The following is a 17,902-nucleotide window of genomic DNA, read 5'->3' as shown; positions in this document are numbered from 1 at the left end:
TTTAACTCAAAAATCTCTTTTAAAATTTTAAATCAGATAATTTTAGAGTTAAATAAAAGAAAAAAATATTTCGTGGTTGCTATGAATAATTCAGGATTAATTCTTTATAAATAAGAAAAACCCTGCCTTAAATTGACAGGGTTTAAATAATAATTAAATATTTCTATTTTGATACTCCCCAAAGACCTCTCTTAGCTGATCACTGATTTCACCTAAGGTGGCTCTGGCTTTAACTGCTTCGATAATCACTGGCATCATATTTTTTTCACTTTCCGCAACAGATTTAAGCTCTGCTAAAGCTTTTTTAAGTTCTTTTTGATCTCTGCTGGCTTTTAATTTTTTCAACTTTTCTTTCTGAGCTTCTTCCAGGGCAGGATCAAGCTGATGCAGCTCTGTTTCTGTACTGTTATTATTATTTTGATATTTATTGACTCCAACAACTATTTTCTTTTTTTGATCAATTTCTTTTTGTTTTTGATAGGCACTATCCTGAATTTCTCGCTGGACATATCCTGCTTTAATTGCTTCAACCATTCCCCCAAGCTGATCAATCTTCTTTAAATATTTACGACATTTTTTAACAAATGAATCGGTTAATTCTTCTAAATAATAAGAACCGCCCAGGGGATCGATAACATCAGCAATTCCACTTTCTTCAGCAATTATCTGCTGAGTTCTTAAAGCAATCTCAACCGCCTCTTCTGAAGGTAAAGAAAGTGCTTCATCATAGGAGTTGGTGTGCAGAGATTGAGTCCCTCCCATAACTGCTGCCAGGGCCTGAATTGTAACTCGGATTATATTGTTTAAAGGCTGATTTGCTGTGAGTGCTGTCCCTGCTGTCTGGGTATGAAAGCGCATCAGCTTTGATTTTTTATTTTCTGCTCCAAATCTTGCTTCCATTATTTCAGCCCAGAGACGCCGGGCTGCTCTAAATTTTGCAGTTTCTTCAATCAAATTCATCTGAGAAGCAAAGAAAAAGGAAAGCCGCGGAGCGAAATCATCAATATCCAGGCCGATCTCTAGGGCTCTTTCTACATAACAGATGGCATCAGCTAAGGTAAAGGCCAGCTCCTGAACTGCTGTTGAACCAGCTTCCCGAATATGATAACCGCTGATGCTGATGGTATTAAATGCCGGCATCTTACGGGAGCAGTAATCAAAAACATCTGTAATCAACCTCAAAGAGGGCTCGGGAGGATAAATATAAGTGCCCCGAGCTATATATTCTTTTAAGATATCATTCTGAACTGTTCCGCTCAACTGATCTGGAGAAATCCCCTTTTCTTCTGCTGTTACAATATACATCGCTAAAACAGCTGCAGCTGGAGCGTTAATTGTCATCGAAGTGCTGACTTTATTAAGATGTATCTCAGAAAAAAGAATTTTCATATCCTCTACACTGTCAATTGCCACTCCAACTCTTCCCACTTCCACTTCCCCTTCGGCCAGAGGATGATCTGAATCATATCCAATTTGGGTAGGCAGATCAAAGGCAACACTAAGGCCGGTCTGCCCCTGTTCTAAAAGATATTTGAAGCGCTTATTAGTTTCTACTGCTGTTCCAAAACCAGAATACTGCCTCATTGTCCAGAGTCGAGACCGATACATTGTCGGATAAACACCTCTGGTAAAAGGAAACTCCCCTGGAAATGAGAGCGTCTTTTGGTAATCAAGATTTTTAAGGTCTAGAGGTGTATAAAGGGGTTTAATTTCAGATTCAGCATCCGAAATAAAATTATCTTTTCTTAAGCCAAAACGCTCCGCCGTTTTCTGATATTGCTCAGTTTCCCATTTTTCTTCAGCCTGATTTAAATTTTCAGCATCCCCGGCATCCGAAATTTCTCTATCTCCCTGCTGCTGATTATTATATTCTCCCATAAATATAGCTCCTTTTATCGAGTTTTAAGTCGAAACCCAATTCAAAAGCCTCTATATTTAAATCTACAGTTTTAGGTGGAACCTTTTCAATAATTGCCTTTTTGATAAATTCCACTGGAATCCTGGTCTGAATAATTCTGGCTATTATCCCTAAAACAATCATATTAGCTGAAATTTCATTTCCAATTTCCTTGGCAGCAAGATCAAGAATGTTTAACTGGTAGATATTATCTTTAAATTCCGGCTTGACCTCAGAAATGTCAATACCGCTGTCAGCAATTATCACGCCATAGCTTTTAAGGTCTGCTCCATACTGATCAAAGGACTCCTGGGTTAAACAGACTAAAAGATCAGGTTTAATTACTTTTGGAAAATCTATCTGATCCTCATCAAAAACTACCTCAGCTCTACTGGCACCCCCCCTGGATTCAGGCCCATAAGACTGACTCTGACTGATATTTAAATTATCAACCATAACTCCAGCCTCTGCCAGTATAATTCCTGCCAGAATCATACCCTGGCCCCCAGCACCACTTAATCTGATTTCATATCTTCCCATTATAAAGCCCCCTCATTATTGACCTGCTCTATTATTTTCTGGTAGCGCACTGTATATTCACTCTCTGGATTATCAAGCTCTTTTAATATTCCAAGTGGATACTTAAGCTTTTTCTCTTCAGTACTAAGCTGCTGCCACTTTTTAAAGTTGATTGTATCTTCTTCCTGTTTTTTTAACATTTCAACTGCATCCCCAGCTTTATTCTGCCGGCCATAACTAACCGGGCACTGTGAAAGGCTTTCTACAAAAGAAAACCCCTTATGTTTTAAAGCAGCAAGATATAATTTTTTCAGCTGCCTGGGGTCAAAAGTAGCTCCCCGAGCAATAAAAGTTCCTCCTGCTCCTGCTACCAGTTCTGCCAGATTAAAGTTCTGATCAATATTACCATAGGGAGCAGTGGATGCCAGATCACCTGTAGGAGTCATTGGGGAAAACTGCCCGCCTGTCATGCCATAAATTTGATTATTAAATAAGATTACAGTCAGATCAATATTACGACGGGCTGCATGTATCAAATGATTACCTCCAATTGCTGAGCCATCACCATCACCAGTCATTACAATCACATTTAATTCTGGGTTGGCCATTTTTACCCCTGTGGCAAAGGCAATTGCCCTGCCGTGGGTTGTGTGCAGGGTATCAAAATTAAGATAACCGGTGGCCCTACCTGAACAACCAATACCCGAAATAACCACCGTTTTATCCTGGTCAAAGTCACTCTCGGCAAAGGCTCTAATAAATGAATTTAGAATCGTCCCGTGACCACAGCCCGGACACCAGATATGGGGCAGTTTATCCATCCTTAAGTATTTTTCAAAATCCATTATAATACCTCCTCCAGCAGTGCCCTGATTTCTTCTGGTTTAATCAATTCTCCTGCATAAGAATTTATACCTAAAACTTTAGCCTGACCGGCAGCTGCTCTTTTAACCTCTCTGATCAGCTGCCCCTGGTTTAATTCGGGGACAATAATTGTTTCAACCTGAGCCGCAAGTTCTGCAACTTCTTTTTCTGCAAAAGGCCAGATTGTCTGCAGCTTAAACCAGCCTGCTTTAAGGTTATCTTTTCGTCCTGTATTCACAGCACTAATCGCTGTTCTGGCTGCTGAACCGTAACTTAAGACAGCCACCCGATCATCTTTTCTAATATCTTTTTGATAAAGAATTATTTGATCAAGATTATTATGCAGTTTGTTATGCAGGCGATCCTGCATTAGTTTAGCAGTCTCATTTTTTCCGTCCGGGAAACCACTCTGATCATGAAAGAGTCCACTTGTATGATACTTTAAACCACTACCATAATCCGCCATAGGAGGAATCAGATCATCTGTCAGCTGATAGGGTAGATACTGATCTGGATCCTGATCAGCCGCAGGTCTTTTTCTATCAATAATTTCAATCTCATCACTGGTACTTAAATATATTTTTTCTCTGAGATGACCGATAACTTCATCAAGCATTAGAACAACTGGCTGTCTAAATTTCTCACTTAAGTTTACAGCCTTAATTGTTAGTTCATAGCTTTCGGTTACCGAGGCAGGTGCCAGGGCTATAATTTCCTGATCCCCATTTCTTCCCCAGCGGGCCTGCATTACATCTCCCTGAGAAGGAGAAGTTGGCAGTCCAGTTGAGGGACCAACTCTCTGAACATTAACTACAACCACTGGTGCTTCAACCATAGTTGCAAAGCCCAAATTTTCCTGTTTTAAAGCGAAACCGGGTCCACTGGTGGCTGTAATTGCTTTTTTTCCTGCCAGGGAAGCACCTACTACTGCTGCCATCCCCGCAATTTCATCTTCCATCTGCAGAAATTTACCTCCAATTTTCGGCAGCTCTCTGGCAAAACCTTCGGCAATTTCAGAGGCTGGAGTAATTGGATAACCAGCAAAAAATTCTACACCTGCTGCCAGAGCTCCTTCTACAACTGCCTGATCACCCTGAATAAGTACAGCTCTTTTTTCGGGTCTGAATATCTTAGTTTTCATCATTTGCCACCACCTTTAGTACAAAATCAGGACAGATCAGTTCACAATTATGACAGCCAATACATTTTTCTAAATCAAGAATCTCAACACTCTTTTTGCCGGTGATTAAAATATCAGTCGGGCAGACTGATACACAGATACCACAGTTCTTACACCAGCCTGGATGTGCAATTTGTATTCTCTCACCTCTGGCCATATTTTCACTCCTCATAAATAATTTTAATTTTCTGCCTGGATTCAGGCGGAGATGAAGCCAGCTGCTCGATACTCGCTGCTTTTTTAAATACAAAAAAATCTTATTTGAAATAAAAATAAATTTATTTTTTAAATTTTCTGACTTATTAAGTTTTAAATTAAGCCGGCAGTTCTCACTGCTGGCCTAATTTTTTTATGTTATTTAAATATAATAATTCTAGCCGAGTATTGACAGTAAAGTACCGGCTGCAATTGCAGATCCAATAACTCCGGCAAAATTTGGCCCCATAGCATGCATCAAGAGGTGATTGGATGGATTTTCTTCCTGGCCAACCTTCTGCACTACTCGAGCTGCCATCGGTACTGCAGACACTCCTGCTGCTCCAATTAGTGGGTTAACCTTACCTCCACTGAACTTGTACATCAGCTTACCAAATAAGACTCCTACTGCTGTACCAAAGCTGAAGGCAACCAGGCCTAAAACCAGAATCCCAATAGTTTGAGCATTTAAAAAGGCCTCTGCACTTGCTGTTGCTCCAACTGTCAAACCTAAAAACAGAGTAACAATATTCATCAGAGCATTCTGAGTAGTTTTAAGTAAACGATCTACAACTCCAACTTCCCGCATTAAATTACCAAACATTAAACTTCCCAAAAGAGGCAGTGCAGAAGGAACCAGCAGACCACCAAGTAAGGTAACAGCAACCGGGAAAATTATCTTTTCCTTTTTAGTTACATGTCTTAGCTGCTCCATTTTAACCTGACGTTCCTCTTTGGTAGTTAAAGCCTTCATGATTGGCGGCTGAATAATCGGCACCAAAGCCATATAAGAATAGGCGGCTACTGCAATTGGGCCAAGCAGATGTGGTGCCAGCTGACTGGCAGAAAAAATTGCTGTTGGACCATCAGCACCTCCAATAATTCCAACTGCACCAGCTTCTGCAGGTGAGAAGCCGAGTGCAATTGCACCAAAAATTGTAGCAAAAATACCGAACTGGGCTGCTGCACCTAAAAGTGCAGTTTTAGGTTGGGCTATCATTGGACCAAAATCAGTCCAGGCTCCAACTCCCATAAAAATTATCGGGGGATAAATACCGAGTTTAACTCCCTGATAAAGATAGTAAAGTAATCCTCCTACCTGACCATCTTTCCCAGCTGCCATTAAACCTCCTAAAGGAAGATTTACTAAGAGCATACCAAAACTAATTGGTACTAAAAGTAGTGGCTCATACTCTTTGACTACAGCCAGATAAAGAAGTATGGAGGCTACAATGATCATTATAAATTGTCCCAGCTCCAGATTTAAATAACCCGTAGACTGGACAAATAGTGAGATCTTATCTAACATGATTTAACCCCCTACTCAATTACCAGCAGTATGTCTTCTGCATCAACACTATCTCCAACTCGAACTTTAATATCTTTAACAGTTCCAGCCTGAACAGCAGTTATTTCATTTTCCATTTTCATTGCTTCCAGAACAACTAATAGATCACCTTTGTTCACACTGTCACCTTTTTTAACATTAATTTCTAAAATACTACCAGGCATTGGAGCTACAACATCACCCTCACCAGCTTCAGCTGGGGCAGACATTTCTTGCTGCGGCTCTTTTTTAGGTTTAGGAGCAGCTTTTTTAACAGTTCTTTTTGTCTTTGTTCTTTGACTGCTGCCAGCATTAGTGTTAGTACTAACTGTAGTTCCAGCAGAATCCTCGCTTCCAATTTCCTCAACATTTACAATAAATTCTTCACCATCTACCTCAACTCTAAATTTTTTCATTCTATATTCAGCTCCTATCTTTTCCAGTTTTGATTACTTTTTTGAATAGAAATTATCCTGTACTTTTTTTGATCATTTAACAGCTCATAAACTGCTGCAGAAACTGCTGCGACTTTTTTGGCAGAAACACCCGTCTGCATTTCTGCTTCAGTTTCTCGATTTTTTTCTGCGATTTCAACCTTTTCTGTTTTAACTTCTGTTTGCTTTTTCTTCTTATTTTCTGGTCCGAAAAGTTTTCCACTAAAATAGAGAAAAACTGAAAGTAAATAGAGGGAAAGGAACACTGTTCCCATTCCAATTATTAATAATTCCAGACCAAGAACATAATTATTCATATTCTCACCCACTTATTATAAAGGAATATTTCCGTGCTTTTTATCCTGTCCATCTTCTCTTTTATTGATCATCATCTCTAAACCATTAATCAGTTTAGCCCGTGTCTCTTCCATTTTTATCACATCATTAACCATTCCCCTTTTGGCTGCAATATAAGGGTTGGCAAAATTATCTTTATATTCATCAATTTTATCCTGACGCAGCTGATCGGGATCATCTGCTTTAGCAATTTCCTTGCGATAAATTACATTAGCAGCACCTTCTGGACCCATAACTGCAATTTCTGCTATCGGCCAGGCATAAACAAGATCAGCTCTTACAGAACGACTGCCCATTGCAATATAAGCTCCACCATATGCTTTCCGCATAATTAGAGTAATCTTTGGTACAGTGGCTTCCGAATATGCATATAATACCTTTGCACCATGACGGATTACTCCTCCATATTCCTGTTCAGTACCCGGCATATAACCTGGAACATCAACCAGTGAAACAATTGGAATATTGAAGCTGTCTAAAAAGCGGATAAAACGTGCAATTTTGGTTGAGGCATCAATATTTAGACACCCTGCCAGATGCTGAGGTTGATTGGCTACAATACCAACACTGCGCCCATTTAACCTGGCAAAACCAATTACTGCATTTTGAGCAAAATATGGCTGAACCTCCATAAAACTATCTTTATCTGCCAGAATATCAATTACATCTCTCACATCATAAGCTTTTTGCGGATTTTCTTTAACAATCTCTTTAAGTTCTTCGGTACTGCGTCCTGCTTCATCCTGAATATCCAATTTTTCAGGCTCTTCTTTATAATTATCAGGTATGTAAGCTAATAATCTTCTGATATTATCCAGAGCGGCCTCTTCGTTGTCTTCCATAAAGTGAGCAACTCCACTAACCTGATTATGAGTCATTGCTCCTCCCAGCTCTTCAGCTGAAACTTCTTCTCCAGTTACAGATTTAATTACACTGGGACCGGTAATAAACATTTTAGAAGTCTGGTCAACCATAAAAATAAAATCTGTAATTGCCGGAGAATAAACTGCTCCACCAGCACAGGGACCTAAGATTGCTGTAATCTGGGGCACCACACCTGAAGCCTTGGTATTGCGGTAGAAAATTTCTCCATATCCGTTTAAAGAATCTATACCCTCATTGATACGGGCTCCACCGGAATCATTAAGCCCAATAATCGGGGCACCATTTTTAACAGCCAAATCCATTACCTCAGAAATCTTCTGCGCATGGGCTTCTCCAACTGAACCTCCCATTACTGTGAAGTCCTGAGCGTAAACATAAACCAAACGGCCTTCAATAGTACCATAACCAACCACAACACCCTCGCCTGGAACTTCTTTTTCGTCCATCCCCAGTGAAATACTGCGGTTTTCTACAAACATATTTAATTCATTAAATGAGCCGTCATCAAGCAGATATTCAATTCTCTCTCTGGCGGTTTTTTTATTTTTTTTGTGCTGTTTTTCGATTCTTGCCTGGCCGCCACCCTGACGAATCGTCTCTTTTTTATCTTCTAACAACTTTTCCTTATCTTCTACTGACATTATTTTTCCTCCTTAGCAAGTGGTTCACATAACTCTAATAAGACTCCATTAGTACTTTGTGGATGAACAAAAATAATTTTCATATTGTCTGCACCAGCAGTTGCCTTATCACCTATTAATCTGGCTCCTTGAGCCTGCATCGCTTTTATCTTATCTTCAATGCTGTCGACTAAAATTGCGAAATGGTGAATCCCCTCACCGTTTTTTTCGATAAATCTGGCAATAGCACTCTCTTTATTTAAGGCTTCAAGCAGCTCAATCTTTGTCTCTCCAACTTTTAAAAATGCAATTTTAACTGCCTGTGATTCAACAATTTCTCTTTTAAGTAATTCCAAGCCCAAAATGTCCTGATAAAAACTCAGAGCCTCTTCCAGATTATCAACGGCAATACCTATATGTTCTATATTTTTGAGATTCATTTCCCCCTCCTTTAGTTAATCGACACCATTAAGGATAGCAAAAAACTGACCACAAGTCAACTCAGTTTGTTAAATTATTATCAACAAACTCTTCAATCAGTTGAAATGGTGCTGCTTCTCCGACTAATATTTTTGCCAGATAGTCCTCTAATTTAGCCTCTTCTTTAAATTTTTTTGAAAATTTTTGGGTAACCCTGGACAGCAGTAAATTTAAAAGATGTTTTTTAAGCTGCTTGTTTTTATTTTCTGCCAGAATATTATTTTTCTGTAAATAATTAAAATGTTCATTTATGGCTTCGACTACAGCAGCTATTCCCTGATTATTTAGAGCAGAAGTTTTAAGCAGCGGCTTTTCCCATTCTAAAGCAGCAGATCTTTTTTGAAATAAGCTGTCAGATTTTTCAAGGGCAAATAATGATTTGAGTAAAAGCTCCATTTTCGCTGCCTGAGGTAGGTCAGATTTATTTAAAATAAAAATATCTCCTATTTCTATAAGTTGAGATTTATATATCTGGATTTCATCTCCAGTTTCCGGGACCGTAACTACAATAGTCGTATCTGTCAGACTAACAATATCAATTTCTGTCTGCCCAACCCCGACAGTTTCAATAATCACCTTTTGATAACCGGCAGCTGCCAGAATTACTGCTGTATCATAAACTGCAGCATTAACTCCGCCAAGACTTTCTCTACTTGCCATACTTCGAATAAAAATCTGCTTATTTGCATATAACTCTTTCATTCTAATACGATCACCCAAAAAAGCTCCTCCACTCTGCTGAGCCGTGGGATCAACTGCAATTACTGCAATTTTTTCTTCAGTTTTTTTAAGATATTCTTTAACTAATAGATTTAAAAGAGAACTCTTACCTGACCCTGCTGGCCCTGTAATTCCAATCAGATAGCCCTTAGAATAATTTTGATAAAGCAGCTGCATAATTTTGCTGCTCAGCGGGTCCTGATCTTCAAGCAAAGTTATCGCCCTGGCTATTTCTCGTTCTCTACCTGCTCTAATTGAACTTACAAATTGTTCAAGCTCCTGATTAAACAATTTAGATTCTTTAACAACCAGTTTTCTCACCTCCTGATAAAAAACCAGTACCCTGATCACCTATCTTTCTGATTTCAAATCCCGAATATAGTTTAGTATCTCTTCTAAAGAAGTTCCACTGCCAAAAATTTTATTAACTCCTAAGTTATATAAATAGCTGTAATCATCTTTCGGAATTATTCCACCTACTAGAACAGGAGTTTCAGCAATTTCTTCGTCTTCCAGCAGTTTAAAAAGTTTTTTTATCAGTGTCTTATGAGCACCTGAAAGTATACTAACTCCAATTAAATCCACATCTTCCTGAACTGCCGTTCTAACTACATCCTGAGCTGTATTTCTGAGCCCGGTATAAATCACTTCCATTCCTGCCTCTTTTAAGCCCCGGGCCACCACTTTAGCTCCGCGGTCATGACCATCCAGTCCCAACTTAGCAATTAAAATCCTTTTATTTCTCTTCAAGAACACCCTCCCCTTTTTAAAATTAATATTTTATTCCAGTTTTATTTTTTCTTCACCACTGTAAATATTAAAACGCTTCCCCCTGCAGAAACCGACTAAAGTCATATTTCTATCTCTAGCAATTTTAACCGCTGCAGCTGTCGGGGCCGAGCGGGAAACTAAAAATGGAATTCCCTGTTTGAGAGCCTTAACAATCATTTCTGAAGAAATCCGACCGCTTGTAAGTAGAATTTTGTCTTTCAGATTCAGATTATCATTGATTGCTTTTCCAATAACCTTGTCCAGAGCATTATGACGTCCGATGTCTTCAAGCTGATAAATTATCTGATCAGCTTCAGCTAAAGCAGCTGTATGAGTTCCACCTGTCTTTTGAAAATAATTTGAGTTCTGCTGCAGTTCTATCATTAGAGCAGCTATTTTTTCTGCTTTAATCTTTATTTTAGAGTGAATTGTTTCTGCAGCTGCACAATCTTTAAGATTAATAAAAGTTGAAGCAGCTCCACAGCCGGAGGTCAGAGTTCGTTTTTTATAATCACCGGGAGAAAAATCTCCAGAAATTTCAATTAAAGCCACAGTTTTATCATGTTTAAATTCAATTTTTCTAAGCTCATTTTTTGTTTCAATAATTCCTTCTGCAGCCAGAAAACCAGTGATTAGATCTTCTAGATTTTCTTTAAGCACCATTAGCGTTAAAAACTGATACCCATTGATAAAAAGCGTCAGCGGAGTTTCTTTGATTATTAAATCTTCCTGATCAATAAATTTGTTAATTTTAAATTTTCTGATATTTTCATTTGCTATGATTTCTCTCTCCATTTTTTTCTCCCTTTTACAAATTTTAAATTATATTTGAATATCAACCAAGCCTTTTATAAGCAATAAGATTATATTTTTATACTTCGCTAACAATTACTATTAACCTTTATTTTTTTGAATAAATTTTAGCCGAAATCGCTCCCAATTATTTCAATAAAATTATTATCTTAAAATCAAATTCAAATTCAAAGAATAATGAAAAAGTTTAAAGCAGAAATCCAGAGTACTATCAAAAAAATGCCCGAAGAACTTTTTAAGTTCCGGACATTTTTTGTGTCAAGTCTGATTAGTATTTAAGCTCAAAATCAACCAAATTATTTAGTTTCTGATTTTGAAGATAACTCTGCAGATTATCTTTAAATATTTCAAAACGGCGCTGATCATTGGTTGGTGAAAAACCAGAAGTATGTGGTGTTAAAATCAAATTATCCAGCTCCCAGAGTTCACTATCTTCAGGCAGAGGTTCTGGATCTGTTACATCAAGTCCTGCCCCTGCAATCCAGTTATTTTTGAGAGCTTCAAGCAGCTCATCCTGTTTAATCAGCGAACCACGCCCAATATTGACTATAAAAGCTGTATCCTTCATCATTTTTAATTCTTTTCTACCTATTATCCCTTCTGTTTCCGGGGTCCCAGGCAGGGTAAGGATAAGATAATCAGATTCTTTTAACAACTTATCCAAATCATCATTTAAATAAATTTGATCAACATAGTTCGGGAACTCAATCATTGTTCTTTTTAAAGCTAAAACTTCTGCGCCCCAGGCTTTTGCCCTTTTAGCAATTGTGCTGCCAATATCTCCCAGGCCTAAAATCCCAACTGTTGAGTTAAAGAAATCTTTAATATCGTTTTTGCGCTGCCACTTCTTTTCTTTTTTATCATAGGCATAATCAATCAAATTGCGGTTGTGGGCCATAATCATGGAAAAAACATGTTCAGCAATTGGTTTACCATAAACTCCACTCGAGTTTGTCAGCATTAGATCCCTGTTCTGATAAAGTTCTTTATTTGCATAGCGGTCAACACCAGCACTGGGAAGATGCAGCCACTTTAAATTTTCTGCTTTCTTAAGCAGCTCAGTTTTGGGCCAGCCAAATACTATTTCTGCTTCTTTTAGTAAAGGTAAATAGTCACTGTTGGAATCAATTAAATTTAACTCCACTTCTGGATTGATTTTCTTTATTTCTGCTTCTGCTGCTTCAGGCAGATCAAAAATTTCATTTCTGATCACTAATATTTTGCTCAATTTAGTCTCCTCCTGTCATTTTTTTACTCAACTTTCCAGTTTTTCAATTTTTTCTTCTATTATCGAAACAATCTCTTTAACTGTTTTTTCCCCTTCAATTTTTATAATAGGGCAGTCTAATTTCTGCATCCACTCTTCGTGAGTTCTCTTATTTCTGAATTCCGTTTGATCATAGTCATATCTGGCGGCAGAATCTAAAAACTTCTGGTGCCGCTCAAACATTTTACCACCGGGAAGCACAGCACTGCCGAAACGCTGCTGTTCTCTACTTTTTAGTCTTCTTAACCTAACATTGATCGGAGTCCAGAGATAAATTACTAGATCAAAATCATCCATAAAAATATCTCCCCAGCCGCAAAACGAACCACTGATTATCCAGCGGGACTCATTTTTAAGATCTTCTTTTAGCAGCCGCCGGCGCTCTTCAATTGACCGCAGATGCTGATAGGGTGGATCAGTTGGCTTCCAGAAATAATTATCGGCATCAAAATGAGCTAAATTAAGTTTTTTGCTCAATACTTTAGCTACTGTAGTAGTTCCAGAACCGGATGGTCCCAGAATATGTATATGTTTTATCATCTCGCTGCTCCTTAAAGTTCATAATTAATGGTTTTAATAAATTGTGAATAAGTAAAAAAATAATCTCTCTTATCGATAGAAACAAAATTTATAAATAAAATAATTTAAGCTACTTAAATTAACTATTCGGTGAAATTAATTATATCCCTGCAAAAAAGTGAGCAGAAATCTGCTCACTTTCATTAATAGAGTCTTCTTTCATTCATTATTAACCTGAGTGAAATAATCATTTCGCTGCCACCAATTGTAAAGTAAATTATATGCAGAGGATTAAGAATTGCCCCTCCCCCTCCAAATAGGGCACCTATTCCAACAAAAAAATGCAAAAAAACAAGTAATTTCTTCATAGCTTCCTTTCTAGTGTTCTATTGTGTTATTCTAATATATTTTCTACTTATTAATCCGCTCTTTAACTAAAGCTGGGATTTTCCCTTCGAATTCTGCTGCTAAAATATCCATATATATCTCATCATATTTTTCTCCAGCAATAATATGGGCTTCTCTTCTGCGCCCAATTAATTTAAACCCACATTTTTGATAACATTTAATTGCTCTTTTATTAAAAGCATAGGCTTTGAGCTCAATATTGTTCAAATTCAAAAGGTGAAATGCATAATCCAACAAAAGCTCCATTGCTTCAGTACCATAACCCTGATTCCAGAAATCTTTATTACCGATAAAAATACCCACTTCCCCAATCCGATTAATCAAATCTACATTCATCAGGCCGCAGTTTCCAAGCAGCTGATCATCTTTCTGATTTATAATTGCAAAATTATAACCCTCAGCACTTAAATTCTTTAGCGCTTCTTTTTCCTGTTCTAAAGTATAAGTGTTATGGGGCATTGAAAGGTTAACTGTAATTTCTAAATCATTTAACCACTCAGTATATTTAGCTGCATCCTCAATATTAATTGGTGATAAATAAACTCTTTCTCCCTCAATTTTTTTAAAATAAGCCACTAAAATATTCCTCCCCTTTAGTACCGGGTACTTAGAAAAAAATTCCATAATTCAAAACCGTGAAATTCTATTTTTAAATTTATTTCAACTTCACAGCCGTACCATAAGCTAAAATTTCTGCTGCTCCTCCCATTACCTGAGAGGTGGTAAAACGGATATTAACTACTGCATCTGCATTTAAACTTTCAGCTTCTTCGATCATTCTCTTTAAAGCCTCTTCCCTGGCTTCACTGATCATCTGAGTATACTCTTTTACTTCTCCCCCGACTATATTTCTTAAACCAGCCATAATATCACTACCAATATGTCTGGCTCTAATTGTATTTCCCCTTACCAGACCTAACTGTTCGGAAATTTCTCTCCCAGCAACCTCTTCAGTATTCACGATGGTCAAATTTTTCATTTTTTTTATCCTCCCATCTTTCTTTAATTAAAGCAATTAAAAGTACAAGCAAACCGATAAGTAAACCACCCAGTGCAAATCTGATTAGAAGTGGTAAACCCGGATCATTAATAATCGCAATCATTAAATGATAGAGACCACTTCCAACCAAAAAAATAAGGCTGATTAATAAAAGCAATACTCCAATTTTTTTCAACATTCCCATCACCCTTAAAAATATAAGTGTTGATAACTAAACCTTTATTACATCAAGAATCGCAAGCAAATAAAGAATAATACCCGATAAGCCCAGTAAACCAAGATACTTTAACTTTGGATATTTGTACCTAAAAGCAGAAAAGAAACTAAAAAAACTGAAATATAAAAACCAGATTGGCTGATCAAAAGAAAAGGCCTGAAATCCCATAAAGCCCAAAAAACCAAGAAAGCCAAAGCGCCAGTCCATTTTTTCTTCTTCCATTTTTTTCACCCCTTTAAGCTGTTATTTTACCAGTATAAACAACATCTAAAAAAGAAAATAAGAGGCAGATAACAATGAAGCAAATAAAAGACTGTAAAGTATCATTTCAAGCTGAAATTTCAAAAAAGCTTTTTTCTGTAAATATTTATTTTTGAAATACACAAATCCCTCAATATTATCAATAAAAGGAGATACTGCTGCAAAATGTGTGAAGACAAACATTAAGCCCGCAAAAAATATAAACCTCTCCAGAAATGAAAAAGCTGAAATTGTATTTATTAAAGGCAATAAAACAGAAGCCATCAAAACCCCTCTAATTAATTGGGCAGGAAAAAAATATTTTTTTACATGTCTGCTCTCTTCTGAATCACTCATATCTCTTAAAAAATTACAGAGCCGGTTTCTACTTTCATAAATATCCTGACTAATATTTAAGGCAATTACACCTGCAACTGTATAAGCAATTAAATGACTCAGAGTAAATACAAATATAAACATTAAATTATTCACACTTATCCTCCCTTTTGGTGCCGGGTGCTTAGAAAAACATTCCATTTTTAAAGCTCAAAAATCATATAGGCTTCTCTCAGAGCTGCCGCTGCCAGTATCAATATTGAGATAATAACTGCCAGCCAGTTTTTGGGTTTCATTTTTCTCCGCTCTGATTTAGCAACAGTCTCGGATTTTTGAAAAAAACTTTCCGATTTATTTATTGCTATTTGATCAGTGGCAACTGCCAGAAGTACAGCAGCCATCATCTCATAAGGACCACTGCGCAAAAACACTCTCCAGCTTGGAGCAAGTTTTTCCACCACTGGAATAGCAAATGAATTTGTTCCTAAAGTTAAACCATAGAGTATGGTCCAAGCCAGGGGCACCAAATAGCCGAAGGCAAAATATTTCACGCGAAGAATATAATTACCTGCAATAATCACCGAAAAAGCCAGTATATTTAAAATAAAGATTTTAAAAAATTCTAAAATCATACTGGAAGCTGCACTATCTCCTGCTAAGCTGCTGAGAGCTGTTCTTCCGCTTAGTAAACCCTCTGGTAGAAAATAGTAGCCAATAAACCAGCTCAAAAAAAGCAGAAATAATGAAAGCAAATATAGACCAAAGAATCTTATTTTTATTTTATCACTTTTTAATAATTTTTTCACTATCTTTCTCCTTAGCTAGTACAGCTGCTCTCGTTAAATTTTAAAGCCATTGAATTTAAACTTTTAGATTTTCAGCTCAATACTCAGGACCATTTAAAATTATTTCTTCTGAGCAGTTATAATCAGTGGGATTGAATTTAACTCTCTGTACTGGTCTCCATTTGGGCTGCCATAGACAGCGCCTATTTCAAATCCAGCTTCATTCAAATTTTCTTCCAGCTCTGATTTGCAGAGTGGGTATAACTCAATTTTATTTTCTGATAAAATTTGATCATTAAAGTGATCGATCAATCTACTTATAAAATAAATTGTATTTTTTTCTTCCTGATATTTATAATCACGCTCAAAGCGGACTGAATCATCCTGACTGTAAATTGTGGGCAGTCCCTCCAGATTTAATTCTAAGATTCGATAATAATTTACTATTTGAATAAATATTTTACCACCTTCATCTAATAGCTCAGCTGCCAGTTTTAAAAATTTCTTTATCTCCTCTTTTTTAAGGTGAACCAGCACATTGCCAATAATATAAACTCCATCAAAGCTGGAACTTTTAAACTTATCTTTCAGATGCAGCATTCCCAGCCGGTAAAAATCAATGTCTACCCGGGCTTCTTTCATTTTTGATTCAGCCATGGAAATCATTTCAGCATCAATATCAACTGCTTTAAGCTGATATCCTTTTTCTGCCAGAGCAATACTATAACTCCCTGTACCACAGCCAACATCGAGCAGTTTTATATTTTCTCTTTGCTTTTTCAAGTTTTTAAATGTATCATCAATTAATTCCAACTTTTTATTATTAAGAGGAAAAATTTTATCATAATTTTTACTGAAATCTGAGTAAAATTCCATAATTATCAACTCCCCGGACAAACTTAATTAAATTACTTATCATTATCAAAATTAGCCATTAATCAAAAAACTCCTGCTTTAAAAGGAGATTTAATTTCTGAGTAAAAAAAGCTCTATAACCGAAAATGAATTATAGAGCAATTTTTACAGTTATTATTTTTTAGCAGAGCTGATAAATCCAAATAATCTTTTCTAGTCATTTAGATAATTTGACTTTTCAAAAAAATTAGCCTGATCCTTAATTAAACCAACTCCAATATTTCTGCCGTCAATATCTTCAAAAATAAATTCGTAGCTGCCATAATCTGTCAATTGTGGCTTATTAATAATTTTAACTCCTTTTTCTTTAAATTCCTGATAAATTAAGTCTATCCCGTTCAGAGTCGCGGTATCTAAGTAAGCATCATAACCACTACCATATCGAGTTTGATTGGATAAAATTTTTCCCTTCTTCTTTTCAACAACTACAATTTCAATCTGGTCTCTATAAATTGCTGCAAATTTATCTATCTTATCCAGATGTTCTGCAAATTTAAAGCCCAGTTTTTCTACATAGAAATCAACTGTTTTCTTAACATTATTGCTAATAAAAATTGGACAGGCATTAACCAGCTTAGCTTTTTCGTTCAACATAAACACTTCCTCAACTTAAATATTTATTATAAGTTTAATGGTAATAATTTTTAAACAAATTTATAATAATCTTTGTCCATTTTCCCTTTTGGTTTAGCAAGTAAATAACCAGCTTTTTTAAGCACTTTTGCCGAAGCAATATTTTCTTTTTCTACAATTCCCCAGATTGCTTTTAAATTTAGTTCTTTTTGAGCCCAGCTTGAAAATTCTTTAACCGCCTCAGTGGCATAACCAGCTCCCTGATATTTATCTTCGACTGCATAACCCACTTCAACAAGTTCATCCACTGGACTTAAACCAATATGACCAATTAATTCTTTGTTTTCCTTTAATTCAATTCCCAAAACAAAAGGTCTTTCCTGAGGACTAAGATCTTGATAACTATTAATCAGAAAATCAATCACCTCTGCTGCTTCTTCTTTGTTCTGATAGTACTGGTCAGGCAGCCATTTTCTGATTCCTTTTTCCTGACTCATTTGATAAATTTTTTCTAAATCGCTTTTTTTAAATAATCTCAAATTTAATCTTTTACTTGTTAAAATAATTTTATTTTTCATCA

General features: G+C 36.6%; 25 protein-coding genes. All 25 read right to left on the bottom strand.

The features are described from left to right. Positions 1-153 precede the first annotated feature (153 nt). The 25 genes from C8C76_RS12105 to C8C76_RS11990 all read right to left on the bottom strand — a co-directional run bounded on the left by C8C76_RS12105 (position 154) and on the right by C8C76_RS11990 (position 17,900). Entirely contained in the window at positions 154-1,878 is a 1,725-nt protein-coding gene (locus tag C8C76_RS12105) for an acyl-CoA mutase large subunit family protein (protein ID WP_108142008.1), read from the bottom strand. Further along, positions 1,865-2,437 (bottom strand): 2-oxoacid:acceptor oxidoreductase family protein, encoded by a 573-nt coding sequence (locus C8C76_RS12100; protein ID WP_108142006.1) that lies wholly within the window; start codon positions 2,435-2,437, stop codon positions 1,865-1,867. The genes C8C76_RS12105 and C8C76_RS12100 overlap by 14 nt, the downstream gene beginning before the upstream one ends. Next, positions 2,437-3,261, bottom strand: coding sequence for a 2-oxoacid:ferredoxin oxidoreductase subunit beta (locus C8C76_RS12095; RefSeq protein ID WP_108142004.1), 825 nt, complete (start codon positions 3,259-3,261; stop codon positions 2,437-2,439). The genes C8C76_RS12100 and C8C76_RS12095 overlap by 1 nt, the downstream gene beginning before the upstream one ends. Then, positions 3,261-4,421, bottom strand: coding sequence for a 2-oxoacid:acceptor oxidoreductase subunit alpha (locus C8C76_RS12090; RefSeq protein ID WP_108142002.1), 1,161 nt, complete (start codon positions 4,419-4,421; stop codon positions 3,261-3,263). Before C8C76_RS12090 ends, C8C76_RS12095 begins: the two co-directional genes overlap by 1 nt. Further along, entirely contained in the window at positions 4,411-4,617 is a 207-nt protein-coding gene (locus C8C76_RS12085; protein ID WP_108142000.1) for a 4Fe-4S binding protein, read from the bottom strand. The genes C8C76_RS12090 and C8C76_RS12085 overlap by 11 nt, the downstream gene beginning before the upstream one ends. Positions 4,618-4,833: 216 nt before the next feature. Then, positions 4,834-5,964, bottom strand: coding sequence for a sodium ion-translocating decarboxylase subunit beta (locus C8C76_RS12080; RefSeq protein ID WP_108141998.1), 1,131 nt, complete (start codon positions 5,962-5,964; stop codon positions 4,834-4,836). Between the two features lie 11 nt (positions 5,965-5,975). Next, entirely contained in the window at positions 5,976-6,398 is a 423-nt protein-coding gene (locus C8C76_RS12075) for a biotin/lipoyl-containing protein (protein WP_108141996.1), read from the bottom strand. Between the two features lie 14 nt (positions 6,399-6,412). Beyond that, the gene (locus C8C76_RS12070) at positions 6,413-6,733 is read right to left on the bottom strand and encodes an OadG family protein (protein ID WP_108141994.1); all 321 of its coding nucleotides are present in this window, start codon (positions 6,731-6,733) and stop codon (positions 6,413-6,415) included. A gap of 15 nt (positions 6,734-6,748) precedes the next feature. Next, on the bottom strand, positions 6,749-8,299 hold the full coding sequence (locus tag C8C76_RS12065; RefSeq protein ID WP_108141992.1) for an acyl-CoA carboxylase subunit beta: 1,551 nt from the start codon (positions 8,297-8,299) through the stop codon (positions 6,749-6,751). After that, positions 8,299-8,718 carry a methylmalonyl-CoA epimerase gene (gene mce, locus C8C76_RS12060; protein ID WP_108141990.1) on the bottom strand — a complete coding sequence of 140 codons (420 nt, stop codon included), beginning with the start codon at positions 8,716-8,718 and terminating at the stop codon, positions 8,299-8,301. The genes C8C76_RS12065 and mce overlap by 1 nt, the downstream gene beginning before the upstream one ends. 61 nt (positions 8,719-8,779) lie before the next feature. Continuing rightward, the gene (gene meaB / locus C8C76_RS12055; protein ID WP_108141988.1) at positions 8,780-9,829 is read right to left on the bottom strand and encodes a methylmalonyl Co-A mutase-associated GTPase MeaB; all 1,050 of its coding nucleotides are present in this window, start codon (positions 9,827-9,829) and stop codon (positions 8,780-8,782) included. Further along, the gene (locus tag C8C76_RS12050; RefSeq protein WP_108141986.1) at positions 9,830-10,228 is read right to left on the bottom strand and encodes a cobalamin B12-binding domain-containing protein; all 399 of its coding nucleotides are present in this window, start codon (positions 10,226-10,228) and stop codon (positions 9,830-9,832) included. A gap of 30 nt (positions 10,229-10,258) precedes the next feature. Then, entirely contained in the window at positions 10,259-11,044 is a 786-nt protein-coding gene (gene fdhD / locus C8C76_RS12045) for a formate dehydrogenase accessory sulfurtransferase FdhD (protein ID WP_108141984.1), read from the bottom strand. Between the two features lie 286 nt (positions 11,045-11,330). Further along, the gene (locus tag C8C76_RS12040; RefSeq protein ID WP_108141982.1) at positions 11,331-12,290 is read right to left on the bottom strand and encodes a D-2-hydroxyacid dehydrogenase; all 960 of its coding nucleotides are present in this window, start codon (positions 12,288-12,290) and stop codon (positions 11,331-11,333) included. Between the two features lie 27 nt (positions 12,291-12,317). Beyond that, positions 12,318-12,869 carry an AAA family ATPase gene (locus C8C76_RS12035; RefSeq protein ID WP_108141979.1) on the bottom strand — a complete coding sequence of 184 codons (552 nt, stop codon included), beginning with the start codon at positions 12,867-12,869 and terminating at the stop codon, positions 12,318-12,320. Positions 12,870-13,051: 182 nt separating this feature from the next. After that, a complete protein-coding gene (locus tag C8C76_RS15195; RefSeq protein WP_166637148.1) occupies positions 13,052-13,216 on the bottom strand; it encodes a hypothetical protein in 165 nt (54 codons plus the stop codon). A gap of 43 nt (positions 13,217-13,259) precedes the next feature. Next, complete coding sequence (locus C8C76_RS12030; protein WP_208108978.1) at positions 13,260-13,832, bottom strand: GNAT family N-acetyltransferase; 573 nt, start codon at positions 13,830-13,832, stop codon at positions 13,260-13,262. Between the two features lie 79 nt (positions 13,833-13,911). After that, on the bottom strand, positions 13,912-14,235 hold the full coding sequence (locus C8C76_RS12025; protein ID WP_108141975.1) for a YbjQ family protein: 324 nt from the start codon (positions 14,233-14,235) through the stop codon (positions 13,912-13,914). After that, complete coding sequence (locus tag C8C76_RS12020; RefSeq protein ID WP_108141973.1) at positions 14,207-14,434, bottom strand: hypothetical protein; 228 nt, start codon at positions 14,432-14,434, stop codon at positions 14,207-14,209. Before C8C76_RS12020 ends, C8C76_RS12025 begins: the two co-directional genes overlap by 29 nt. Before the next feature lie 33 nt (positions 14,435-14,467). Beyond that, entirely contained in the window at positions 14,468-14,695 is a 228-nt protein-coding gene (locus C8C76_RS12015; RefSeq protein WP_208108979.1) for a DUF3796 domain-containing protein, read from the bottom strand. Positions 14,696-14,740: 45 nt separating this feature from the next. Continuing rightward, positions 14,741-15,205 (bottom strand): hypothetical protein, encoded by a 465-nt coding sequence (locus C8C76_RS12010; protein ID WP_108141970.1) that lies wholly within the window; start codon positions 15,203-15,205, stop codon positions 14,741-14,743. A 47-nt stretch (positions 15,206-15,252) separates the two neighbouring features. Next, positions 15,253-15,855 carry a hypothetical protein gene (locus tag C8C76_RS12005; RefSeq protein ID WP_108141969.1) on the bottom strand — a complete coding sequence of 201 codons (603 nt, stop codon included), beginning with the start codon at positions 15,853-15,855 and terminating at the stop codon, positions 15,253-15,255. Between the two features lie 99 nt (positions 15,856-15,954). Next, positions 15,955-16,710, bottom strand: coding sequence for a class I SAM-dependent methyltransferase (locus tag C8C76_RS12000; RefSeq protein WP_108141966.1), 756 nt, complete (start codon positions 16,708-16,710; stop codon positions 15,955-15,957). Positions 16,711-16,902: 192 nt separating this feature from the next. Further along, a complete protein-coding gene (locus tag C8C76_RS11995; protein WP_108141964.1) occupies positions 16,903-17,343 on the bottom strand; it encodes a VOC family protein in 441 nt (146 codons plus the stop codon). Between the two features lie 50 nt (positions 17,344-17,393). Beyond that, positions 17,394-17,900, bottom strand: coding sequence for a GNAT family N-acetyltransferase (locus C8C76_RS11990; RefSeq protein WP_108141962.1), 507 nt, complete (start codon positions 17,898-17,900; stop codon positions 17,394-17,396). Positions 17,901-17,902: the final 2 nt, after the last annotated feature.

This window comes from Halanaerobium saccharolyticum (assembly GCF_003053565.1).
Lineage (GTDB): Bacteria > Bacillota > Halanaerobiia > Halanaerobiales > Halanaerobiaceae > Halanaerobium > Halanaerobium saccharolyticum_B.
Note: the sequence above shows the minus strand (reverse complement) of the source record. Positions and strands in the feature narration are given on the sequence as shown.